The organism is Flammeovirga yaeyamensis (assembly GCF_018736045.1).
GTDB classification, from domain to species: domain Bacteria; phylum Bacteroidota; class Bacteroidia; order Cytophagales; family Flammeovirgaceae; genus Flammeovirga; species Flammeovirga yaeyamensis.
This window is the reverse complement of the sequence record NZ_CP076132.1, coordinates 947,047-972,500: the sequence shown is the minus strand read 5'-3', so window position 1 is coordinate 972,500 and position 25,454 is coordinate 947,047. Positions and strand designations below refer to the sequence as shown.

22 protein-coding genes are annotated in these 25,454 nt (G+C 32.8%); 5 read left to right on the top strand and 17 right to left on the bottom strand.

Annotation, left to right across the window (positions count from 1 at the left end; genetic code table 11):
* Positions 1-68: 68 nt before the first annotated feature.
* From KMW28_RS03765 to KMW28_RS03695, 15 genes are all read right to left on the bottom strand, one after another.
* Complete coding sequence (locus KMW28_RS03765) at positions 69-1,640, bottom strand: 7TM diverse intracellular signaling domain-containing protein (protein ID WP_169666578.1); 1,572 nt, start codon at positions 1,638-1,640, stop codon at positions 69-71.
* Positions 1,641-1,746: 106 nt separating this feature from the next.
* A complete protein-coding gene (locus KMW28_RS03760; protein ID WP_169666575.1) occupies positions 1,747-3,390 on the bottom strand; it encodes a hypothetical protein in 1,644 nt (547 codons plus the stop codon).
* A gap of 370 nt (positions 3,391-3,760) precedes the next feature.
* The gene (locus KMW28_RS03755; protein WP_169666572.1) at positions 3,761-4,477 is read right to left on the bottom strand and encodes a hypothetical protein; all 717 of its coding nucleotides are present in this window, start codon (positions 4,475-4,477) and stop codon (positions 3,761-3,763) included.
* Positions 4,478-4,672: 195 nt separating this feature from the next.
* Positions 4,673-6,247, bottom strand: a complete 1,575-nt coding sequence (gene ahpF, locus KMW28_RS03750) for an alkyl hydroperoxide reductase subunit F (protein WP_169666570.1) — start codon at positions 6,245-6,247, stop codon at positions 4,673-4,675.
* Positions 6,248-6,388: 141 nt separating this feature from the next.
* Positions 6,389-6,952: an alkyl hydroperoxide reductase subunit C gene (gene ahpC / locus KMW28_RS03745; protein WP_066210096.1), complete on the bottom strand. Its 564-nt coding sequence runs from the start codon at positions 6,950-6,952 to the stop codon at positions 6,389-6,391.
* Between the two features lie 307 nt (positions 6,953-7,259).
* Positions 7,260-7,823, bottom strand: coding sequence for an alkyl hydroperoxide reductase subunit C (gene ahpC, locus KMW28_RS03740; protein ID WP_066210097.1), 564 nt, complete (start codon positions 7,821-7,823; stop codon positions 7,260-7,262).
* Between the two features lie 173 nt (positions 7,824-7,996).
* Positions 7,997-8,824: a helix-turn-helix transcriptional regulator gene (locus KMW28_RS03735; RefSeq protein ID WP_205958233.1), complete on the bottom strand. Its 828-nt coding sequence runs from the start codon at positions 8,822-8,824 to the stop codon at positions 7,997-7,999.
* 22 nt (positions 8,825-8,846) lie between these two features.
* Positions 8,847-9,506: a haloacid dehalogenase type II gene (locus tag KMW28_RS03730; RefSeq protein WP_169666564.1), complete on the bottom strand. Its 660-nt coding sequence runs from the start codon at positions 9,504-9,506 to the stop codon at positions 8,847-8,849.
* Between the two features lie 58 nt (positions 9,507-9,564).
* The gene (locus KMW28_RS03725; protein WP_169666561.1) at positions 9,565-10,113 is read right to left on the bottom strand and encodes a carboxymuconolactone decarboxylase family protein; all 549 of its coding nucleotides are present in this window, start codon (positions 10,111-10,113) and stop codon (positions 9,565-9,567) included.
* A gap of 86 nt (positions 10,114-10,199) precedes the next feature.
* Complete coding sequence (locus tag KMW28_RS03720; RefSeq protein ID WP_169666558.1) at positions 10,200-10,622, bottom strand: hypothetical protein; 423 nt, start codon at positions 10,620-10,622, stop codon at positions 10,200-10,202.
* Positions 10,623-10,800: 178 nt separating this feature from the next.
* Positions 10,801-11,577 carry a hypothetical protein gene (locus KMW28_RS03715; RefSeq protein WP_169666555.1) on the bottom strand — a complete coding sequence of 259 codons (777 nt, stop codon included), beginning with the start codon at positions 11,575-11,577 and terminating at the stop codon, positions 10,801-10,803.
* Positions 11,555-13,168, bottom strand: coding sequence for a glutamate synthase-related protein (locus KMW28_RS03710; protein WP_169666551.1), 1,614 nt, complete (start codon positions 13,166-13,168; stop codon positions 11,555-11,557). Before KMW28_RS03710 ends, KMW28_RS03715 begins: the two co-directional genes overlap by 23 nt.
* Positions 13,169-13,251: 83 nt before the next feature.
* Complete coding sequence (locus tag KMW28_RS03705; protein WP_169666548.1) at positions 13,252-13,668, bottom strand: hypothetical protein; 417 nt, start codon at positions 13,666-13,668, stop codon at positions 13,252-13,254.
* 74 nt (positions 13,669-13,742) lie between these two features.
* Entirely contained in the window at positions 13,743-14,648 is a 906-nt protein-coding gene (locus KMW28_RS03700) for an alpha/beta fold hydrolase (protein WP_169666545.1), read from the bottom strand.
* Between the two features lie 15 nt (positions 14,649-14,663).
* Positions 14,664-15,305: an EcsC family protein gene (locus tag KMW28_RS03695; protein WP_169666542.1), complete on the bottom strand. Its 642-nt coding sequence runs from the start codon at positions 15,303-15,305 to the stop codon at positions 14,664-14,666.
* Positions 15,306-15,655: 350 nt separating this feature from the next.
* Here KMW28_RS03695 and KMW28_RS03690 point away from each other — a divergent pair, with 350 nt between their 5' ends.
* A complete protein-coding gene (locus KMW28_RS03690) occupies positions 15,656-19,201 on the top strand; it encodes a glycoside hydrolase family 38 N-terminal domain-containing protein (protein WP_169666539.1) in 3,546 nt (1,181 codons plus the stop codon).
* 64 nt (positions 19,202-19,265) lie between these two features.
* On the opposite strand, the gene KMW28_RS03685 is transcribed toward KMW28_RS03690, so the two are convergent.
* Complete coding sequence (locus KMW28_RS03685) at positions 19,266-19,790, bottom strand: ImmA/IrrE family metallo-endopeptidase (protein WP_169666537.1); 525 nt, start codon at positions 19,788-19,790, stop codon at positions 19,266-19,268.
* A 21-nt stretch (positions 19,791-19,811) separates the two neighbouring features.
* The gene (locus tag KMW28_RS03680) at positions 19,812-20,138 is read right to left on the bottom strand and encodes a helix-turn-helix transcriptional regulator (protein ID WP_169666535.1); all 327 of its coding nucleotides are present in this window, start codon (positions 20,136-20,138) and stop codon (positions 19,812-19,814) included.
* Between the two features lie 495 nt (positions 20,139-20,633).
* Between KMW28_RS03680 and KMW28_RS03675 the strand changes: the two genes are divergently transcribed.
* The 4 genes from KMW28_RS03675 (at position 20,634) to KMW28_RS03660 (ending at position 24,226) form a co-directional block, all read left to right on the top strand.
* Positions 20,634-21,173, top strand: a complete 540-nt coding sequence (locus KMW28_RS03675; RefSeq protein ID WP_169666533.1) for a multiubiquitin domain-containing protein — start codon at positions 20,634-20,636, stop codon at positions 21,171-21,173.
* Complete coding sequence (locus KMW28_RS03670) at positions 21,148-22,326, top strand: ThiF family adenylyltransferase (protein WP_169666531.1); 1,179 nt, start codon at positions 21,148-21,150, stop codon at positions 22,324-22,326. Before KMW28_RS03675 ends, KMW28_RS03670 begins: the two co-directional genes overlap by 26 nt.
* Positions 22,319-22,681, top strand: coding sequence for a DUF6527 family protein (locus KMW28_RS03665; protein ID WP_215585796.1), 363 nt, complete (start codon positions 22,319-22,321; stop codon positions 22,679-22,681). Before KMW28_RS03670 ends, KMW28_RS03665 begins: the two co-directional genes overlap by 8 nt.
* Before the next feature lie 78 nt (positions 22,682-22,759).
* The gene (locus KMW28_RS03660; RefSeq protein ID WP_169666529.1) at positions 22,760-24,226 is read left to right on the top strand and encodes a pentapeptide repeat-containing protein; all 1,467 of its coding nucleotides are present in this window, start codon (positions 22,760-22,762) and stop codon (positions 24,224-24,226) included.
* Positions 24,227-25,454 lie beyond the last annotated feature (1,228 nt).

Genomic DNA, 25,454 nt, shown 5'->3' with positions numbered 1-25,454 from the left:
CGGGGAGAGGAAATTTCTGAACGAATTTTAAAGGTTACAATTGGTTACAATTGCTTTTCATGAGGTTACTAAACGCTCATTATATAGTCATTTAGCGTGGTTTCAGCTCCTATTTTCTTTTTTATCCTAGATTTATTTGTTTTTACGGCTCCTTCTGAGGTTTGACGAAAGGACGCAATTTCTTTTGTGTTATAATTCAACTTCAATAGAGAACAAATTTCTAACTCCGTTGATGTAAGCTGTGGATGCAGTTGTTTTAGTCGTTTTAAAAATTGCACATCCACTTCTTCAATGTTTTCCTGGAAATGTAATTGCTTCACATCTGTATTTTTTTGTTGAGATAAATCCAGAATTAGAGATCTAACTCCTTTTTCTATATCGTCTGATTTTGTAATCTCTTTTAATTGTTCAATCAATTTATCTTGGACAGTTTGTCTACGAATGTTATCCAATAAAACGACATCAAGGTTGTCTTGTTTGTTAGCCAAAGTATGTTCTAACGATTTCTGATCTTTTCGAATTTTCTTATATCGATCAGCCAATGCAAACGACATCAAAAGGACTTCAGAAATAATAGCAATGATGTAAAAGTTTTTGTTGAAATAAGTGGGGTCTAAGATGCCATATAAAACAAATGCCTGACTGATGATACCTAAAAAATAAACCGTCCAACCCATTAGGTAGAATTTGGCTACTTTATTTCCTTTTCTGTAGGAGATTACTCCAGTCATAAAAGCAAAAATACAATACACCGTTGTTACAGTGGTTAAAGTATAATAAGTAATCTGATAACCCAATTGTTGAAGTATGAAAATACCTAGGAATGATACTAGATCAACTCCCATTAGGGCAATCATAATATGATAGAAGAGGCGGTTGGTCTTTTTTAAGTTTAAGAATTTGATACAAAACCAACAAGAAACTACACTTGCAAGACAAATATTTAGGGTAATGATCAAATAGATATAACTACTTGACACATTCATGAATTTCTGACTGAAAAAACCTTCTAATGATAGCAGACTAAACATGATTATTAAACCGTGCAGGGCATAATATGCATACATAGAATCTTTCAGGTTAATACCTAAAAACAAATTGTAAAGTACGATTACTATAAAAAGTCCCAATAATAAGCCATGTTTGATATTCTGATAGTAATCTCCTTTTTCTAATTGTCCTCTATTTGTAATGGAAAGCTCGTATAGATGACTAAAATTGGATTTTATCTTGAGGTAAAAGACATTTTCCCCCTTTTGTAGCTGTACTGGCAAATAATAGCCAGACGGATGAGTGTCTGAATTTTCTACTTTTATTCCCACCAATTGTTTATACCAAACTCCTTCCTCTTGTTTATAAAAAGAAAGACTATCCGTCAGTGTTTTTTCTATTTTGAAAAACTGATTTGGCATTTCGGAATCAGAATATACTTTTACCTTCATCCAAACAGGATGAACATTATACCCAATATTGAGATATTCTAATGATATATCTTGGAAGGGTATATTCGATCTTTCATCAAATGAATATTCATCATTAAGATCGATAGCATATGAGAGTTCTAATTTAAGTTTATCCGTAGCGTAAGTATCAAAAATTAGAAGTAAAGTAGCAAAGAAGAATAAAGTGCGTAAACGCATAGAAGTTTAACCGTTTTATAATTTAATCGTGTGTTACAAGAACACATTATTGATGTTAGTGTGATGTGATTTGATTTACAATTTCTTTACCAACAAAGAAAAAATATTAGTATAATACAATTTGTTGGTGAAAATTCAATAAATCATTTTTTAAAACAACTATATACTGACCTGTGGGTATAGTTGTTGGGAATTCTATTAATTCTAATCCCACATTGTCTTTAGTCCATTGATATTGATAAATAATTTTTCCTTCTAAAGTATATAAAAACATAGTATTACGGCCTATAGCCTCAACTTTCAATTTATTTCCTTTCTGAAGTTTTGTCGGGTATAATTTCAGATGATTATTCCCTCCTTTAATAAAAACATGTTCAAAATATTCCGTGGTACCATCAAAATCCACTTGTTTTAATCTGTAAAAAGTATCATTTCCGTTAAAGTCAATAGAATAAGTATAATCTAATCTAAAATTACTGTTTGATTGTTTTGAAGAGATCTTACTTACTTCATTCCAACTTCTTCCATCATATGATTGTTCGATAGCGTAATAGTCATTGTTTATTTCCATGGCACTTGCCCAATTAAAAATTACTTTCTGATATTGTAATCTTGCCTCAAAAAATATTAACTCAATGGGTAAGTCACCCAAATCGTTATCAATATTAATATCCTCAATCGTTTGAATCGAAGACATTCTGCTTGATGAATTTGTATATACGGTAGTTGTGTCTGTAATGTTATCAACAAAAGAAATTTTTAGTACCCTGTTTTTAGAAAGGTACTCCATCATTGTACCTCTTTCATTTGAATTTATATGATCCGTTTTTCCATCATTATTTTTATGATAGGTAACTAATTTATCTTTTACCGTATTGTCCAAAACTTGCCATTTTATACCTCTAAGTAAGGTTTGAAGCTGGGCTATGTCGGTTATAGGGTTTCCAGTTTGATCTGGAATTATGATCTCATTCTGATTAAAATCGGTACAAGTCACTTTAAGAAATTTATTTCCCCAACCATTGGCAGAATTTATCACTACATTCATTAAAGGAGTAGATGATATTTCATTAGTATTCAACTTTTCGTCATTAACGGTCGTATTCTGCCACAAATCAATATTGATATTCGAATCTGCCAAATCCAAAGAAGCAGTTCCGAAAGGAGAAACCCCAACATTTACCGAACTAAAGTCGCCTGGAGCTCCAACAGTAGTTAAAGAACCTCCAATAAAAATATTCTGAGGATACGTACCTCCATCATAAGTTGAATAATCGAAACTTGCATTACCACCAACAGCGAACATGCCGTTTTCTCCAACATTTAAATCAAGATCTCCTCCATCACCAGGTCCCCTGCCATCGTTGGTCCAATTTCCAGTGACAATAAAAGTCCCAAAAATATCTAAATCCGTATCTTCTCCTATATCAACATTTCCAATTATTTTTAATGTGGAACCAGCGGCTACGTATATTTCTACCGCGTTATAATTTGCATTATTTTCTACCGCTCCTCTAAGATTCAATGTATTTCCACCAATATCTAAAATTACGGTTGCTCCATTCGATACAGTTAAGGTTTGAGAAGTAGAGGCCGTATAAGTGATATCAGATACTGCTGTGGAAGAAGTATAATCTGACGTAATATTATCATTAGTAAAATTGGTAATGTTTTGATGATAAGTATGCGATTGCGCTTTAGCAAAAGATACTAACAGTAGAGAGAATAAAAAGATAAAGATGGATTTCATAGTATCATTCGTTAATTATTTGGTTCTGGGTGTTTTAGTAAGTCCTTAATTTTCCGTAACGATAAATCAACATCAAATGATATTTCTATAGGGATTCTAAAAGTGATTATAAGTTTGAGTATGCTTAAATTTTGATGAAATTATTGATACGTCTCCAATAACATTACATGCTTATTTATCAGTAATCAACTTATTATTTGATAAAAAGTAGAGGTATTCTACGTTTTTGGGTATTGCATTACATAAGTATTCAAATATGGAGATATAGAAAGTGTTCATCAAAAAAATGACAAAAAAATACCCGCAACTTATGTTACGGGTAGAATTGATAATGATGAAAACACTAAGGTTTTTTCATAAATTATCAAGATTAATATATTTCTTCTGAAGCGAGGTACTGACCAAAACGCTCCATCTTCTTTACCATATTGTTTACCCACTTTACTGTCTTTATATCCTCTAATGAGGTTCCAGCATCAAAGTATCCTGTTAGTAATACCATTGCATAGACAAAGTCGGAAGTACTGATTTTTTGTTTTACCCAAAGTACCACTAAAGCCACACTTGTCATTTGGAAATGCTCCAATAACATATCAACAGCCATAGTTTCTTTCAGGTTGAAATCGTTTACTAAATCTTGAATTCGTTGAGCAATGTGATCAGGAAGTTTATCCTCATCATTCATTTCCTCTACGCTTTCTGCATAATTTAGAGGTAGATTGATATAATCTTCTCCGAAAAAGTCGCGAACGGCTTTAACAGCTGCATACTCTTCACCCCCATCTGCTTGTAATCTGAAAGCTCTGTCCCATTGCATTACCTCAGTAACATCCAACTCGTACTCTTCTTCGTCTTCCAATTTTAAAGCTGTAAGAGAACTTAAGTTACAATAGATATAACTGCGTTGAGGAATAAAGTTTTCGTCTTCATCATACATGTCCCCTTTCTTGAAGTCGTTCAGTAACATTTTTGCTACGTCTTCGGCTACCGGTAAAATTGGATCACCAGAATGATTCAATAATGGAACATTTTCATCAGCAGAAACCAAAATTGCATGGTCTCCATCTATTCTTTGCAGCTTATACATAATTAATACGTTTCTAATTTGATACAAAGAAAGCGAATTATTATGGTGATGATGAACAATCAAAGCAAAAAAAACTAAAGCATAAAAATAAAAGCCAACAGTAAAATACCATTGGCTTTTATATCGTGAATTAAACCTATGTTTTATGAACCTGGGTTATATTAAAAATATTTCTCAGGCTTTGAGTAAAACTAATTATGCTAAAGATATCTCTGTGGACATCAATTTATTTTTAATCTTGTCTTCAAAAGCTGATAAAGCTGCTTTGGAACCTTCGCCCATCGCAATGACTATTTGCTTGTAAGGAACAATAGAAACATCACCTGCTGCATAAACTCCTGCTTGAGAAGTTCTGTTGTGAGCATCGATTTCGATTTCACCCATTCTATTGGTCTCTACGATATCTTTGAAAGCATCACTATTGGCTTTTAATCCGATTTGTACGAATACACCATCTGTAGTGATTGACTTAATTTCTTCTGATACTCGGTCTTGGTACTGCAATGCTGTTACTTGCTTACCATCACCGATTACTTCTTTTGTTGCTGCGTTAGTGATTACGTTTACATTCGGCAACTCATTTACCTTGTCTTGTAGTACTTGATCACCTTTCAACGTATCCATGAACTCCAAAACTGTCACTTCAGATGCGATGCTTGATAAATCAATCGCCGCCTCTAAACCAGAGTTACCACCTCCAACAACAACTACTTTTTTACCTTTAAAGTAAGGTGCATCACAGTGGGTACAGAAAGCCACACCCGATCCGATGTATTCTGTTTCGCCAGGTACACCTAATTTTCTCCAGCTAGCACCCGTTGCAATAACTAATGCAGGAGCCGTGATGACCTCGTTCATAGAAGTAGTGATTTTCTTGTAACCATCTACCACTTCTACATTTTCTACCCATCTGTTCTCCAAGATATCAATTGGGTAATCTTTTAAGTGATTGTACAAATTGGCTGTCAATTCTGCACCTGTAGTTTTTGTAATCGAGATCATATTTTCGATACCTACAGTTTCTTTCACCTGACCACCAATTGTACCAGCAACCACTGCTACTTTAAATCCTTTTCTAGCAGAATACACCGCAGAAGATACACCTGCAGGTCCACCACCTACAACAACAACATCATACTCTTTCTCTATTGCTTCGATGTTTTCTGTTGATGTTTCTACTAACTCCTCTAATTTTCCTAGTAACTCTCCTAAAGAAGATCTACCAACATGGAATTGCTCTCCATTCACTAAAACAGTAGGTACTGCTTGAATACCCAATTGCTCTACTTCTTCTTGATTAATTCCACCATCTATAATTTGATGTGTAATATTTGGGTTGTTCATCGACATTACATTCAGTGCTTGGACTACTTCTGGGCAGTTTGTACAAGACAATGAAATATAACTTCTGATCTCTACCTTCTCGCTAATGCTTTTGATCTTATTGATGATCGCCTGATCTGGTAGATTTTTACCGATACCTTCCATGTTAAGCACAGCCAACAACAATGTTGTAAACTCATGTCCTGTCGGTACCGCTCTAAAAGTAATATTTGATGGCACTCCATCCTTTACAATATTCATCGACAATCCTTCTCCAGATTGTACATTTAGCGTTACCTTATCCGAACAGCTTGCTACGTCCTCCATTAAAGAAACCATATCGTTCTTACTTGGATGTGTATCTGCTACTGTAACTTCGAATGTATATTGACTTTTAAGATGACCGAAAAACGTAGTTACTTGTGTTTTTAATGCTTGTTCTAACATGATAATATCGATTATAAATATTTTAGATAATGGTTAATAAAAGTAGATTTAATTCTTTTAAAGTAAGGGTGTAAATTCATCTTATGTAGGAACGTTACATTATAACGTCCCTACGATAAGATTAGGTTGTATATTTTTGGATTAGATCAAACCAACTAAATCGATGCTTGGTTTTAATGTCTCGTTACCTTCTTTCCATTTTGCAGGACAAACCTCCGCTGGATTCTCTGCAACAAACTGTAACGCTTTTAATTTTCTTAGTAACTCCTCAGCATTTCTACCAACGTTACCTGCTACCACTTCGTAAGAAACGATCTCACCTTCTGGGTTCACGATGAATGTACCTCTTTCAGCCATTCCGTCTTCCTCGATCATGACATCAAAACCTCTTGAAAGAACTCCTGTTGGATCTGCCAACATTGGGTAGTTGATTTTCTTGATTGTTTCTGAAGTATCGTGCCATGCTTTGTGAACGAAGTGTGTATCTGTAGATACTGAGAAAATCTCTGTGTTTGTTGCTTTAAACTCTTCGTATAAGTTGGCTAAGTCTTCCAATTCAGTTGGACAAACAAAAGTAAAGTCTGCTGGGTAGAAGAAGAAGATTGACCATTTGCCTAATACGTCTTCTTTAGTTACTGTTTGAAATTCGTTGTTGTTGAAAGATTGTACTTTGAAGTCTACGATTTGTTTTCCGATTTGTGACATAGTTTATATTCTAGTTTTATGTTTCTAAATTTTAATTCCCTTTCGAATTATTGATGATACAAACTTACGGTGAATATCATTATAAGTCAAAATGATAAAATTTATATCGATATAATATTTGATTATAATCCATATATCTTTATCCAATAATGTTTCATTTGGGCCCGGCAATGAACGGGTTTATGCGATAAACCCATGCAATGGTGTACGGGCGTATCACATACGCCCCCCTTCCAAGATCTGCTTTAAACGAAAAAAAGCACCCTTCGAAAAAGAGTGCTTAAGTTTGTGTGTAAATTTTGATCGACTAGATTAAACCTACTAAATCGATGCTAGGTTTTAAAGTTTCGTTACCTTCCTTCCACTTTGCAGGGCAAACTTCTGCAGGGTTTTCAGCAACAAACTGTAAAGCTTTCAATTTTCTTAGTAACTCTTCAGCATTTCTACCAACATTACCAGCTACTACTTCGTAAGAAACGATTTCACCTTCTGGGTTCACAATGAATGTACCTCTTTCAGCTAAACCATCTTCTTCGATCATTACATCGAAACCTCTTGAAAGAACTCCAGTTGGATCTGCCAACATTGGGTAGTTGATTTTCTTGATAGTTTCTGAAGTATCATGCCACGCTTTGTGAACGAAGTGAGTATCTGTAGATACTGAATATACTTCTGTACCTGTCGCTTTAAACTCTTCGTAAAGGTTAGCTAAATCTTCCAACTCAGTAGGACAAACGAAAGTGAAGTCAGCAGGGTAGAAAAAGAAGATAGACCATTTGCCTAATACGTCTTCTTTAGTTACTGTTTGGAATTCGTTATTGTTAAAAGATTGAACTTTAAAGTCTACGATTTGTTTTCCGATTTGTGACATAGTTTAATTTTTTATGATTGATATGTTTTAATTCGATTTTGATGTCACAAACTTACGGTGGGCCTCCAGATAAATCAAATTGATAATGTTTATACCGCTATAGTGAGAATTTATAGTGCTGAATCCTTACTACATTAACTATTTGATACTGTTTTAGATAATGAGAATAAAAATTAGTTTCTAAACTGCGATGGAGAAACTCCTTCCCTTTTTTTAAATATCCTCGTAAAATATAAAGGATCATTATAACCAATTTCGTAGGCTATTTCATTAATGGGTAAATCGGTTTTACTTAATAACTCTTTTGCTTTATTGATTCTTTGGGTAGTAAAATATTTTGATGGTGTTTCATCAAATACTTTTTGGAACTCCCTTTTAAAAGATGACAAGCTTAAATGACAAAGTTTGGCTAATTCTTCTAAAGTAAGATTAGAAAAAGTATGTAGCTCAATCACATTTTTTAGTTGTACTGTTCGAGGAGAGTATAAATCATGAATCAATTCTAGAACAGATGTCACATTATTCGTCTGTATCAATAGTAAAATCAATTCCTTGATCTTTAATTCTAATAAATCCTCATTAACCAGTGATGGATTAGTAAAATAAAAATCTAATGAATCGATAAACCTTGAAATAATAGTTTCATCTTCTATCAATTTTGTTGGAGGATTAGAAACCGTTTTTTCGATAATTTTAGGTAACTCATTTATATATAACTTCTTGAGTAATTCTGGATATAAATGAACTGCAATCACTTCAACTGTACCTTGATTTTGTTCTCCTAAAAACTCTAAGAAATAAGTATCGCATTTTAATAGAACAGCTTCTTTTTTCTTCACCTCCAAATTGTCTTGAGGAGAATGTAATTTAATAGAAGCATCTTTCATATATATGAAACAACCTTCGTTTTGAAACACTCTTTCTTTAGTAAAAGGAACTTTGATAATCGCCTTTTCTATCAAAGTTCTTCCATTGTATTCAAATTTTATTGTCCCGTCCATTTTCATAATGGGAATATACCCATCATTTTGTAAAAGTTAAATCCGATAACGTTGAAATAATACGATTGGGTTGATATTCCCAAGGGTCTAAAATACTTTCTTTAGATCGCTGAACCCAAATAGATTGCAAACCAAAAGCTTTCGCTCCTAACACATCAAATGGATTACTTGAGATCAAATAGGTGGATTCTTTTACTGAGGAAGTCACCTCTAACACATATTGATAAACAGTAGGAGATGGTTTAAAAACCTGCTTTTCTTCTACACTTATCATTCCATCAAAATGATCTACTAATCCCGCGTTTATCAATAATCCTTTGATCGCTTCTTTACTTCCATTAGAAAAAGCATACAACTGATGTCCTTCAGATCTTAATCTCTCCAGATTCTTTTTTACATCATCAAAAGCAGGTAAAACTTTATACTCTTCCATCAAAGCAGTTTTTTGATGTTCTTCCAAATCTACTTTATAAAATAAGCAAGCATACTCTAAAGCTTGTTTTGTACATACTGAGAAATCTACATAATTGTTCATGGCTGCTCTTCGGAAAGAGTATTCCAACTGTTTCGTTCTCCAAAGCTGATTGAACCCCTCAGCCTTTTCACCAATCAGTTTTTGTATAGAATCAAAAACTCCTGATGTGTTAATTAATGTTCCGTAGATGTCGAATGCTAATGTCATAATAAATGGATTAAAAAAGGGATGATAAATGAATACCATCCCAATAAAACAAAAACAATTATTTCTCCCACTTAAATGGTTCGAAAACTTTGTCTAATGGTGTTTTAGCTACGTGATTTGTGTAATTACTAATTGTTTTTTGAGCCATTCCTAAGATGACATCTAATACACTTCTCTGTGTGTAACCCGCATTATAAAAAGCCTCTAAAGTTGCATCACTAACAAATCCTCTTTCTCTAGTCATTGCCAAAGTAAATGCTCTTAATGCTTCTAATTTATCAGTTGGTAGAGGTGTTTGATTTCTTAAAGCTTCAGTAATTGCTGTATCCACTTTCATAGAATGTGCTATTGCAGTATGTGCAGGTACACAATAATGACAATTGTTTTCCACATTAAGTGTTTGCCAAACCACCGTTAATTCATCTTTATCAAAAGACGACTGAGTAAATAAGTTGTGCAATTCATTATAAGCATGTAATAATTGAGGCGACTCGGCTAATGTAGCTGTTAAATTAGGTAAGTAACCGTATGCTTTTTTCTTTGCTTCTAATTCTGATTTACTTTTTTCAGGAGCTGTTTCGATGGTGTGAATTGTGAAATTTTTCATGATCTTTTTTATTTTGAATGTATGATTTAGGGTCTCCAAAATTTTCAAAATGGAGTCCAATTAATTTATTACTAATTGATATTGATTTATGCTTTTACTTCTTTTCTGTTATGCACCTTAAGGTTGATTGATGCTGATAATAATAGTAACAATGCTAATACTGGAGGTCTAAATTCAAAAGGTAAAACTTCTGTTGGGACTTCGGGTACTGCATGCACATATAAAGCCACCAACATAATTGGGAAAACCATAATATTGACGAAGTAAAACAATCTTTGTCGAATCTCAGGCTTCAGTTTATTGTAAAAGAATAATAAGATAATAGCTAAAAATCCTACCACTAACTCACTCGTTTGTCCTACTACGAATGATAATTTAGGAAATGGTAGTTGAGCCATCTTTATTTGAGTAGCAAAATTATATGAGAATTTATCTGTGAATTTTTCTAACCCAGGAAGGAATAAAAATAATGCTATAAATGCTGTTGTGATTTTTTCTATCTTTTTCATCATCATATTGTTTTTGTTTTTTGATGTTACAAATATGGGGGATGAAAAAAAGAAGTAAATGGACAAAAAGTTCAAGGATATGGACTTTTATTCATATCTCAATTATTGTACTTTTTTATTACTAAAAACTAAAAAAGACATCCTTTTCGAATGTCTTTTATCTATAAATTGATGTATACTAAATATACTCCTCCGTCACCTCCTTTATAAACTGATGCAACGTATTCCTCGTTGTATGATCAATACCAATCACCGCCCCTTTCCATTGTTCTTGTACAATCCACTTGCCCATACTAAGTGATGATAATTGGGTGTAATCAATGCTATGACCATTCAACCCATAGGCGGAATAATAGAAATAGGGAGCTTCGAGAATGCTGTCTTTCATTGCGAGGCCAAAACCTACACCTACATTGGGCGTTGCCTCAACATAAATTCCGGTATCAAAGTGATGCGGCCAAATGCGGATCTCTCCTTCTACTTGTAGATGGTTCAAGACATCATAACAGATTTCTGAAGCCAAAGCACGATAGGTCATCCATAAATACATATCATTCTGATTGAACTTTGTATAAGGAGTGGATAGAAAATCGTACACTGGAATTTCATAATGTAGAGGAGCAATGAACTCTGAAAAACTGAGGTTCCATTCCTTCAAGGTAGTTTCCCAAGCATTTTCGATTTCTACTTGTGTCTTACCTATTGTCTCTAACGAAAATAAAGAACTCCAATTCTCAGAATATAAATGGAAAGTCTGAGAAGGAACATGGAAACCCATGATCACTTTACCTTTTTCTGTTGTTACCCAACGACCAACAACACGTTCTCCCACAATATCAAATTGAAGGTTGGTATGACTATCGTCTGCCTTTTTAGGGACAAATGCTCGGTTAAACTTTGCGATAACCTGGCAAAGTTGATGGATGTGTTGATCAAGAATGTTGTATGCCTGCATATCTAATTCCGGTTAATTGGTGCATGTCGTATGATATGGTCGATAAATCTGAAAAGTTAAATTCCTGAAAAGAAGCATGTCCACAACTTCTTGCCACCACTTTCATCAAGTCGGTGCTTGCTTGGAAGAAAGTCGCCAATTGTTTGGCTGATTTATCAATTAATAATCTACTTCTGAGGTTTTCTTTTTGAGTGGCAATTCCGACAGGACAGTTATTTGTGCCACAAGCTCTCATTCCTAAACATCCGATAGCTTGTAAAGCTGAGTTAGAAACCGCAATAGCATCTGCTCCTAGCATCATTGCTTTTGCAAAATCTTCGGGCACTCTTAATCCACCAGTAATGACCAATGTAACATCAGTTCTACCTACTTTTTCCAAGAATCGCTTTGCTCTAACCAATGCGGGAATGGTCGGCACATTAATATTATCTCTCAAAATAGATGGGGCCGAACCTGTTCCTCCTCCTCTACCATCCAAAATGATATAATCTACGCCAACTTTTAAAGCAAACTCAATATCTTCCTCAATGCGACTTGCGGCAATCTTAAAACCCACGGGGATTCCACCCGTTTTTTCTCTCACCTCATCAGCAAACTTTTTAAAGTCTTCCGCTGTAAATAAATCAGGAAATGCCGCTGGAGAAATGGCTGTTTCTCCCTCATTCAAACCTCGAACTTCTGCAATTTCTTTTGTTACTTTATTCCCTGGAAGGTGTCCCCCTGTTCCTGTTTTTGCACCTTGTCCCCCTTTAAAATGAAACGCTTGTGCTTTCTTCACTTTCTCCCAAGAGAAGCCGAATTTCCCTGAAGCCAACTCATAAAAATATTTCGAATTGTTCGCTTGCTCATCGGGTAACATTCCTCCTTCACCGGAACAAATTCCTGTCCCTGCCATTTCTGCTCCTTTCGATAAGGCCACTTTTGCTTCATAAGAAAGTGCACCGAAACTCATATCAGAAACAAACATCGGTCGATCCAACTTCAATGGCTTTTTCGCATTTTTTCCTATGATAACTTCCGTTGATACTTCTTCGTGATCTAATAAAGGACGCTTGGATAACTGTGCAGGTAGAAATTGAATGTCCTCCCATTTTGGAAGCTTATTTCGGTCCACACCCATACTTGTTGATGGGCCATGATGACCATAATTTTTCAAACCATTTTTTGATAACTCCTTGATATAAGAAGTATATGGCTCGGTTTCTTCAGGATGCGTATCCATATACAAACCTTGATACTCCTCCCGATTAAACGGTTGAGGATGCTCCTTTAAGAACGCATTCACTTCGTCTTCTTCAACACAAACAAATCCATCGATCACTTCAGAAGTAAACTTGTGCAAAGCTTCCGCATTATTGTACTCAGAGACTCCAGTATCAATGCGGTAATCCCAATTGTGAACTCCACAAATAAGATTATCGCCTTGTACAAATCCATCGGACATAAGTGCTCCTCTATGTAAGCACCTGCCATACAATACAGAAACATTATCGTCATATTTTACAACGACGAGATCTAATCCATTTAAAATAGCATAATGAGGTTCTCGATCAGAAAGTTGATCGAAAGGAACGAGTTGTTTTTGGGCCATACTTGGGTATAAATTAATTGTAATGATTGTTCAATAAGATAATCAATTAAATTGATTAAACACATCATTTACAATCAATTGACCTATAAAAATACGTTAGTCACTCTTGGCTTGTGATTCATATGCCCCGAGAAAGTATCATCTTCTACCATTTGAAGAAGGTCTGCTTTATCAATAGTTATCGTTTCAGATCCATACATCACACCTTGCTTATCTAGATCTTTCACTTTAGAGTCTGTTTTATCTAGTTTATAACTCCCAATAGTTTTCATTTTTGGAAGATAAAAAATGACTGCCTGATCTTTAACTTCTTTAATCTTCATAATGGATTCTTCATTCTGAATTGGAAAATCATCAAATACATAATAATATCCAGGTTTTGGATTATTGGTCCATTTCTCTCTGTCACTTTTACGAACCATAATGTTACAGGTAGCAACCAATCCGATAAGAGAGACTACGATGATTGCTGTTAAGTTTTTCTTTAATTTTTCGAGCATAGTTAATAAAATGTTAGTTCAAGATTTATCAATTTATAATTAAATTATGAATGACAAAATACTTCAAGATGTAACTAAATAATCCCCTTTAATACTTCCATAATTTTGTTTTCGATGTTTGGTTCACGATCAGAATGTCCTCCCTCCACAAAATAAGAGGTTACATTTTTTAGGTGATGTACAAGCTCCTTCGCTAATGCTATCGGACAAATCGCGTCTTCCTCTCCATGAATTAATGTAATAGGAATGTTTTCCAATCGATCTATTTGATGTAAAATATAATCCATCTCTAAAAAGCAGTTATTGGATAAATAATGAGCACCCATTCTAGCAAAACTTTGATAAGGAAAACTCCGAATAATCGGATCTATCTCTTGTTCTTTGATCCCTTTTTTGAATACTGAAATTTCGTATCGAACCCATTCGTAAGCAAAAATGTCTTGTTCTTCTTCTGACCCCTCAACCAATTTAGATAAATAATAATTGGGTACTTCTTGATGATATTCCTTTGGAACCAATCGAATAAAACGTTCCCATTCCTTCGCATAACTTTCTGATAAACCACCATTGACATAATGACTAATTGCTTTCTGGTTACCAGCAAAAAAAGCCCTCAAAATCAAACGATCTACTTTTTGAGGATATCGAATGGCAAAAACGGTGGCTAAAGTAGTCCCCCATGAGGCACCAAAAAGAATGGCTTTTTCTATTTCCAAATGATCCATCAATAGATGAATATCTTCTACTAGGTCGTCTGTCGTATTTTCTTCAATACAACCGAAGGGTTGACTTCTTGCACTTCCTCTCTGATCATAAAATATGACTCTATGCTGATCGAAATCGAAGAATCGTTTATCCATTTCGGTAAAACCTGCACCTGGCCCTCCATGAAGATAGATAATTGGGGTAGCATTTCTGTTACCAAGATCTTCGTAATATAAAGTATGGATTGATGAGACTTTAAGATAGTTAGTTTGCATGTTGTTAGTTCTATTCTACTCCTCTCCCGATTCAATAAACGTTTTCCTTGCTACATTGCCAATTGCATTTGTAGAAACACTATCGAAAGTTCCTCCAATAATTCCTCCTACCAAAGGAATAGCTTTACCCAAATTTATTGCTCCTTTTTCACCAAACTTAGTTACTAACTTAAAACCTACTTTTTGATTAATGGCCACAATAGTTTTTTCTGATATACTATTAATCATATTGGTAGTTACTTTTTTGCCAATCACTATACCAATATCTTTGAGAATATCTTTTGCACCATTTCCTGCCATGCATAGATAAACTAATGTTTTAACTTTATCGTCTTTTAAATCAAAACCTCCCATATGTGCGATTGCCGCAATCATTCTAATCTGAACATAAATAACACTTGCCACGTTTGCAGGAATAGCAACAGGTAATGTGATTAATCCACCTAAACTTGTTAAAAAACCACTTGTTCCTGCTTTAGATATTTGCCATCGGATCAAAGAGTTTGCATTGGTCACTAAATCTTTTCCGTTGTCCATATAGTCTCGGGCCATTTCTTCGGCGGAGTCAAATCCAGAAAAACCATTCACTGCTTTTTCATACCCATAATCCATCACTTTCATGATCATTCCTGGACTTACTTTCTTCTTTTCTGTCATTTTTTAGTCTATTTTTCAAAGGTTGCTTACTTAAAAGTATATTCATTAACAACGAAATACAAATTAAATTTAAACGAACTTTAGAAATTGAATCGTTCTTTACTGATAATAAAATAATCACAAGTATTAAACTAGCAACATATCTCTCAACACTGAAATAAGCTCGATGCTTTTTAGGTGAATCCTTTCCTAAAATTAACTTATAACACCGTACTCGTTAAAGATATGTAATAGAAAATCATCCCTAACTATTTATGGTAGTTTATACACTATATTTAAGTGCTTAATCAGAAAGATTCTAAAAGCTTAACTAATGAAATGATTTTAAATTACTAAATAATGATTCCTAAATGATGAAATGCATTAACCTAACAATCATCCTAAATTTAATTGTATTACTCGGTTTTTCTCAATCACAGGAAAAGCCAACAACTTCTTTCGACGAAATAGCTATTGATGCTCGATTAATGAATTCGGGCTATTCTAAAAGTACTTCTGGAAAAGATTTTGCCTACCAATCGGTCATTGGAGGGAATACCAAATGTTTAATTGCTCGAGCCAATGATACTATCGAATGGGAAGCAAAAGCCGTCACCAAAAACAATGGGTTCTATGAATTCCTTTGGTTAGCTGCAATTGATGTAGCCGTACCTGCCCCTCAATTTACATTAAAGGTAAATGGGCAATCTATGTTTACTTTTAAACAAGACATTAAGACAAGTTGGAGTATCGATGGAGCGGACGGAAGTCGCCTTACATTTTATGTACAAAAACTCGATATGCACGAAGATGCACATGGTTATATGTACTTAAAAGTACCAGAAAATTTAATTACGTCTGATGTGGTTTCTTTATCTATTGAAGGTGATAAATCAGGCTCTCATTCTTGGTTTATGACATTTAAAGAGACGACTATTCCAACAGATATTTATGGGAAAGCTGTAAAAGAGATGAAAGGTGAAGTTTCTTTTGTTTCTGATGCTACTAAAGTAAAAGCTCAGTTAGCGTTATCAAAAAGTTATACAGAGAAGAAAGCTCATTTAATTGTTAAAGGGCAAACATTTGATATTGCTTCAGAGAAATTTCCGTTTGAAGGTACGATCGAATTGCCGTTCTCAAGTAGAACTTTGGCTGGAGAAACTTATCAGATTGTAGCATCAAATAGTACTTTAATTGCAGAAGGACAATTTGGTCAAAACGATGAATATGCAAGTGTTCGACCAAATGAAAATACATATATCACTTATCAGAATCAACTAAAAGGAGATACGTTTACCTCTGAGTTTACTATCAAATACGCTCCAAAAATGGTAGAGAATGTGGTGAAGGTTTCTCAATTGAATATGACGGAGGGTACTGTCGCTTTAATGAACAGTTCTCATCAAGATATTGCTTGGATGGACACTCCTGAAAAGTGCATTGTAGAAAGAGATACGATGTTGATTACTCCGATTATTAACGATGCACTAAAACTCGACGAATATAGTTTTGATATCGAAGATGCTTTAATGATTCAAGAGTATATTGATAGACATCCGGAAAGTAAGGAGAAAATTGTTCAGTTATTAAACGAAGAAAAAATCTCTGTAGGTGCGTCTTATACTCAGCCTTATGAAGAAATGTACTCAGGAGAATCTTTATCCCGTCAGTTTATACACGGTAAAAAATACCTTGCTGAGTTATTGGATGGATACAATGCAGATACGTATTGGAACATGGATGTTCCGGGTAGAACGCTTCAGATGCCTCAAATAATGGCAAAATCAGGAGTAAATAAATTGGTGATTAGCCGTCAGGAAAAAGGTATTTTTAAATGGGAAGCACCCAATGGAGACGATATTATTGTGTTTTCTTTAGATCACTATTCATTGGATTTTCTAGGGTTAAATCAAACACTCGAAATTGCTACAAATCATGTAGCTGAAAAGAGTTTAGAGTGGACGAAGGACTACAATTCAAAAGATAGATCAAAAGCAATCATTCCTATTTTATCGGATTGGGATATGAGTCCGGCAAAGGATTATACAGCGATTACCACATTCTGGAATCAGATCAAGTTTATTGAACAACCCGGGGTAAATCGTAAGGCATGTGTGCTTCCAAAAATTAAATTGATGACGACAGATAAGTTTGTGGACCTCATTTATGAAAACTCAGAAAACCTTAAAACCATCAAAGGTGAAAGACCAAATTTATGGGTGTACATTCATGGACCTTCACATCAAAAAGCTGTTTTGTTAAGTCGAACTGCTGATAAAAGATTGGTTGGGGCAGAGAAACTTTCTGCTTTCCATCAACTCATTGATGCCTCTTCGGTCAACTATCCACAAAAAGAATTGTACCAAGCATGGGAAAATAAAATTTATCCTGATCATGGTTGGGGTGGTAAAAATGGAGACATTACCGATGCCGTTTTTAAGGAAAAGTACAATAACGCTTTACATGTAGCAGATGCTATTTATACAGATCAGGCGAAACAAATTGCAGGTCACATCAACTTTAAAAAGAAAGGGGTTCCAATGGTTATTTTTAATCACTTGAATTGGAATTACGATAATATCATTGAAAAGGAAGTTTCGTTTAACGAAAATGAAATCAAGCATTTCTCAATGATAGATGCCGACGGTAAACCGGTTAAATCGCAATTAACTGAGGTGGAAAGATACAATAATGGTTATCTAAAATCTGCCAAAGTTCATTTCATTGGTCAGGTACCTGCTTTAGGTTATACCTCTTATTATGTTGTAGAAGGAACAGAAAATCATGCTAACGCTGATGCTGACATAAAAAAGATAGAGACTGATTATTATAGCATTTCTTTGGGGAATGGAGGCATTGAAAGTTTAATCAAAAAATCGAATGATGAAGAGTTAATTGATAATACTAACTTCTTAGGTGGTGAAGTTTTCTTCCTTACTTCTGAAGGAAATGGTGCAGGTGAGTTCGTTAAAGTTCAACATCCTACATTAGAAGATTTCGAGCAACTTAAGGATAAAAATATCAACTGGACCATAAGCAACAAAGGGGATATTTTTACGGACTATTCTTTCCGACAAAAATTAGGTGATGGTGTTGTCGAAGAAACGATTAGAGTGTATCAATCCCTAGAAAAAATTGATTTTGCGATTGATGTAAAAAATTGGGAAGGTACTATGTACAGAGAATACAGAGTGGCATTCCCTGTAAATAATTCGATGAAAACGGTGGAATATCAAGTACCTTATGGCGTATTGGAAGTAGGCAAAGATGAAGCTGCGGGTGCTGCTGGCGGTAGTGCACAAGGTAGTTACACAACTCCTAATAAAGATATTCACCCAAGAGGAATTGAAAACTGGATCGCTGCAAAATCAGATAATTCTTCTTTAGTGGTTACCTCTTCTGTGGCTGCCGCCGATTATTATGATGTTTTGGATAAGGAGAAAATCACACTTCAACCTATCTTATTTGCCTCGAGACACAGCTGTCACTGGGAAGGTAATCCTTATCCTCAAACAGGGAATCATGCCTTTAAATTCTCTTTGAGTACAGGTGATGCCGATAGAATAACGGATAACCAAAACGGTATCGAGAACGCTGAACAACTTGAAGTAGTTTTCAGACCACAGACACTTCGTAAACCAAGCTTGAAAGCAACTCAACAATTTATCTCTATGGATAATGAGAATATTGTCGTGACTGCCATCAAAAAAGCTGAAGATAGTGATGCGTTGATTATTCGTTTTTACAACGTAAGCGATCAAGAGGAAACGGTGAATATTGATTTCCAACAAACCATAAAATCAGCATTTACAACAACTATCTTAGAAGAGGATATGGATACATTAGAAGTAGACAAAAATAAGGTGAAAGTGAATACTGAAGCCTTTGGGATTACAACTTTGAAGGTTAATTTCTAAGGGTATTTAATAGAGAAAAGGCAGTCTCATTATTATTTATGGGACTGCCTACTGTACAAAACGTTCATATATTATATCCTAAATTAACCAATCTATAAGTCATCGCCACTTCACTGACTTTAAAAGTTTTAGCAAGTGATTTGACTATTGCTTCAACAGATTGTATATTATTAAGTTCGATTTTTTCAATCTCATTTTCGATAAACTGTTCAGGCATTAAGATTGCAGCTGCAAAAGAATTAGCTTCACGTTCTTTTCTATGTTCCCCTGTCGATGACTTTTCATTTCTAAAATGAATGTTTGAAATAAAAATATCATCATATTGACCCTTTCTATGGAAAAGAAAATGTCCTAACTCATGAGCTAATGTAAATCTTTGCCTTTCTTCAGACTGACTATGATTAACAGCAATAGTATCTTTCCCATCTTTTGACAGGAGAAAACCTGATACTGTATCACCAATTTCTCCATACTCAATATGTATACCTAGATCTTTTATAATCTTTTCCACATTAACATGAGCTCTTTCAATATTAAATTGCTTTAAAAGCTCATCTGCCTTTTCTTCAATTTTCTTTATTTTAATCATGATAATTGTGTTTTGATATAGTTATTTAATTTTTCTTATGAACTCAAGTAAAGTTTCTTGTTCATTTGAGTTTAGTTTATTTTTTATTTTTCGAGTAACAGTAGATTGTTCTACTTTATCTTGTGGTATTGATTCAAAAAAATAGTTCATATCCTTACCGGTAAAGGTTGATATGTTATAAAGAGTATATAATGTCGGTCTATGCCTTCTCTGCTCTATATTGACATAAGTTGGCCTTGATAATCCAATTTTTTTGGCAAAGGATTCTTGAGTTAGACCCATCTCCTTTCTTTGAAGCACTATTTTATCAATAATAGAGGAATAAAAAATATCTGTACCTTTTTCCATCGCAATTTAATTACTTTTTTTAATATACAAAAATAATGTTTGCGACACAAACGTTTGTCATTCAAACATTATTTTTTTTGATGTATTATTTGCAAAACAAAACATATTAATATATATTTGTTATTGTAAATAATCAATTCACTTGAATATTATCATTTAGTGAATTTTTGACAAAAAAAAATCAAGCAGAAGATTACTACTTGATTTGGTTTTTTTTGAAAAATAAACACGATAAGGTTGGTCCCCTTTGTGTGATTAAGTTTCGACGTGACACTCAAAACTAGATAATTTTTTCGATTCATACCAAATCCAAAGTGTTGATTAACATTTCTAATGTAATATCTTCTGTAATTATTCAACATTAAATACAGCAGATAGACCTTTTTAAAAATTTATTTATACAACTCATAAATAGCTGATTACATGTTATTTATAAATTATTCTATTAGTAATGGATATTACTAATAAGTTATTTTCATAAAAAATTTTTAAAAAATGATAAAAAAATTTAACAACACATTTGACAATAACAATGTGTGTGATATTGAGGACCTTTTTAAAAAGGACAGAGTGGTAATTTATAAACCACAAACATATTATAAGTTTAAAGTAGATGGCGAAAAGTATTTATCTGACTCAGTGAAAATTACGGGGTCGGAACTTTTCGATATAGCTGAAGTTAACAGTTCTAATTTTGATATATATCAAATCACTAAAAATGGAGAGGAAAAAATAACTCCTGAAGAAACTATAGATTTTAGTAAAAAAGGTATTGAGAGATTTATTATTAAGAAAAAGTCCTTTAAACTCTTAGTTAATGCTTCTCCAAAACTTTGGAAAAATGAAGAAATATCTTTCGAAGAGGTTGTAATCTTAGCTTTTGGTCATTGTGATAATGGTAATGTGAATAAAGCATATACTGTTACATATGCAAATGGCCCTAAGGAGAATCGAAATGGCTCTATGGTCAAAGGTGATAAAGTAATTGTTAAATCTAAAATGAGATTCAATGTCACTTCCACAGATAAATCCTAGTACAGACCTCAAACGGTTACAAAATGAGGGATATGAAGTTACAATTATTGATTCTCACATCATGATTAGTAATATTCCTTATGTTAATTCTCAGAAACAGATTAAGAGAGGTGATTTAATCACCCCTCTTAATCTAAATGGAGGGAATATTTTAAAACCTGCAACACATATAGCTCATTTTGTAGGTGAGTACCCATGTTCAAGTAATGGTCAAAAGCTCTTAAATATTGTCAACTCACAACAAAGATTGACGATTAATAATAAGTTAACACCTACGTTTTACCTATCTAGTAAACCAAAACATAACGGTGGTAAATACGATGATTACTATGAACTTCTAACTACTTATTGTAGAATATTATGTCACGAAGCTCAGTCAATTGATGAAAATGTAACTCCTAAAACCTTTTCACCAATTATGAATAAGAGTAATAATATTTCATTCAATTATGTAGATACCAATTCCAGTAGAGCCAATATCTCTTTTTTAGAAAATAAATTCTACAATCAAAGAATAGGTATTATTGGGTTAGGAGGAACAGGGTCTTATATTTTAGACCTAATTGCTAAAACACCAGTTAAAGAAATTTCTTTATTTGATGGAGACAAATTTCTACAACATAATGCTTTTAGATCTCCAGGAGCTCCTTCATTAGAAGAATTGAAATTACAAAAAAACAAAGCATCTAGAATGTCGGAAATATACAGTAATATGCATAAAAATATTACTGTATGTGATGAGTATTTAACTGAACAAAACTTGAACAAAGTTGATGGGCTTTCTTTTATATTCATATCAATAGATGATAACGAAGCTAAAAAATTGATCATTGATCACTTAATTAGTAAATGTATTTCTTTTATCGATGTAGGTATTAGTGTAAGTATTACTGAGGATCAAGATCTAATAGGAGTATCTAGAACTACTTTAGTTACTCCTAATAAAAAAGATCATATTGATAATCGGATACCATTGGTTAAGAGTGAAGAAAATGAGTATAATTCAAACATACAGATATCTGAATTGAATATGCTTAATGCAAGTATTGCTGTAATAAAATGGAAACAATTATTTCAATTTTATAAAGAGCATGAAAGATCTCATAACCTTACCATGGATATTAATGAACTTTTAATCTATAATGATGAGTGAAATAAAATTAGTTTTTTTGGAAGAGATTCCCGAAGAGATTAAGGATAATACACTTTATGTGTCAATGGAATATGCTACAGCCATACATAATTGTATGTGTGGTTGTGGTAATAAAGTAATTACACCTTTATCTCCAAAAGATTGGAATTTATTATACGATGGTGAAACTATTTCTCTTTCTCCATCAATAGGTAATTGGAATTTTAATTGTGAGTCACATTATTGGATTAAAAAAAACAAAATTGTCAGAGCAATAGATTGGCCTGAAAAGAATATAGATAACTCAGATCAAGAAAATTGGTGGGAACAATTTTTTTTAAGGTTCACGAATAGATTTTCGAGTTTTTTCAATTAATCGAATTAGCAAGCTAGTATATTTTTTTCTAGCTTGTTTTTTTTCTTTATATCTAAACCCTAGTTCTATTTTACTAAAATGAAACAACTTCTACTTTCTAGTATCTTATTATTTTTGAATGTACAAATACTAATTGCTCAAAATTGTAATTTCAAATCTGGAATATTTTATTTAGATAGAGATTCAGTTGAATATGAAGTTTGTTACGACTCTATTTTACTAAATGAATTTGATAATAATTCGATTTTAATTGTTACAAACATTATTTCTAACGGAAATTTTGAGATGTCACTGTTTGTTAATGAATTAAATTTCTCAAATGCTAAATTTAATTCTGAAGCTAATTTCTTAATGGCTGAATTTAACTCTGAAGCATTTTTCTCAAAGGCTAAATTTAATTCTGAAGCATTCTTCTCGATGACTAAATTTAATTCTGAAGCATTTTTCTCTAAAACCGAATTCAATTCTAAAGCAGATTTCTCAATGGCTGAATTTATTTCTAAGGCATATTTCTTAAACACAAAATTTAACAATTTTACAGACTTCTCAACGACTGAATTTAACTCTGAGGTATATTTCTTAAGCACAAAATTTAATAATTTTACAGACTTCTCAGATACAAATTTTAATAATTTTACAGATTTCACAGGTACAAGATTTGATTCTGCTACCTATTTCATAAGTGCTATATTTAATTCCAAAGCTGATTTCACAGGTGCAAGATTTGATTCTGAAGCTAATTTTTCATTGACTGAATTTAATTCCATAATATACTTTTCTAAATCCATTTTTAAAGAAAAAATTGATTTCAGCAATTCTACTTTACCCGACACAATAATATTTGATCAAGTCACTTCAGAAGAAATAGTTGATCTAAGTCTATGTAAACTAAACCCAAACAAAACAATCTGTCATATTAGTCTAAACTCAACCAATATTGAAAAATTTAAATTCGACTACAGCCAAGGGTTTAAATTATACATTCAATACGACTCTACTAGAAACTTTGAAAAACATTACACCTCTACAGTATCAGTCTACGAGCAGATAATGAAAATGCAAGAAAAGTATGGGTATAACACTGGATATGAAAAAGCAGATAAAGAGAAAAAAGAGTATACGTATATCTCAAAAGCTAAATTAAATAAAAAGAATTGGTTAGGATTTCCATATTTATGGTATCATGGATTAAATAAACTAGATTATGTATGGTGGGATTATGGATACAACAAGATGTGGATTTTTAGAAATACGTTCATAATATTTATTGCCCTGTTCTTGATAAATATTCCATTTACACTAACCAACAAACTTAGAAATACATATGATATAATACTTCTACACTCAATACTTGAATCTAATAATTTCTTTATAAAATATATATACTATAATTTCCTTTTCACTTCGTTTGTGTTTTTTGGTATAAAGCTAGATTTTAAGGAAATAAAATATACCAACAAACTTGTTTCGTTACTTATTATCTTCCAATACGTTTTAGGATTAATTTGTATGGCATATATAGCCAATACTATCATTATTGGATAGAAATATATTAGCTTCATACGTATTGAAAAATAATAAGCATTACATGAAAATTATTGCCTCTCCAACTTACTCTTCTTAAAACTTCTGTAATGTCTCTTTTGACCTTGTATTTGATAACAAATTTTGCCTTCAGCTTTTTGATTTCTTTCTTTAATGAATAATTATAAGATCAATAGCAATTTCATCTTCTAGATAGGATGTTAATACGTTTAGACATTTGAATTCTCATAGATCAAGATTGATTTAGTAGTAGCTCTTTTTTATTAATCCTGATTTTTGTTATACCAATTATATGATCGAAAAAGATTAATGGTGATTGAATCGCCCCCTTTTAGAAGATTATGTTATTTTTTATAAAAATTTTAAACACTATTAACATTTGCTCATATTAATATAGAAGTTTTTTTATTGTTAAAACATTATCAGGTGCTAAATAAACGAGGGAGAAAAAAGTAACTAAAAGTTAATTTAATCATAATAAAAAAACTGTTTATCAAAAAAAAAACAGAAAATTATAATAGACAAATCAGTTTTACAGAGAAGCTATTAGAAAAGAGTATTATTATGACGAAGAAAAGAGTTTTTTAACTCGTAGTATTTACTTAAATTTAAAAAGTATTTATAGAAGTATAAAAAACGCATCATTAGTTTGCAGACCAAGATGCGTTGAAATTTTGTATTTATGTTATATTATTAATGTCTGAAAGGAGCAGACAAAAAAAATGATTGAAATAATAATGTTGGTATTCACCTTTATTTCGACTGTTGCTACAGTTTGGGGTGTTTTTGTAAAACACAAATCCTAAATTAGGGGTTTAAGTAAAAAGAGGGGGTGACTTTGCAGAGTCGCTTCCTTTTTTATACCCAAAGCCTATATAAGGAAATCCCTTTATCCCATTTTTGATAAAATATTATCACTATTTGCTCTTACAATGTAATACGCAACAATTTAATACACAAATTAGGTGTTTATTAATTTATATACAGGCATGTTATATTAAAATAATAAACCAAAATACAGTGTTTTACAGACTCTTTTCCTGTAAAAACTGGAATAATAATAGTCTACCTCAAATCCAATCCATTCTCAATTTCCACCATCTCTTCTGTTGTTATTTTTAGCATTATCAGTTTCAATCAGTAAAACTCTTTTTCTTTATCTAGGTTTTTATAATAAAGAATATTTTCTTCTGCCGAGATATCTGTGATTTCTAACCAACAATATTTT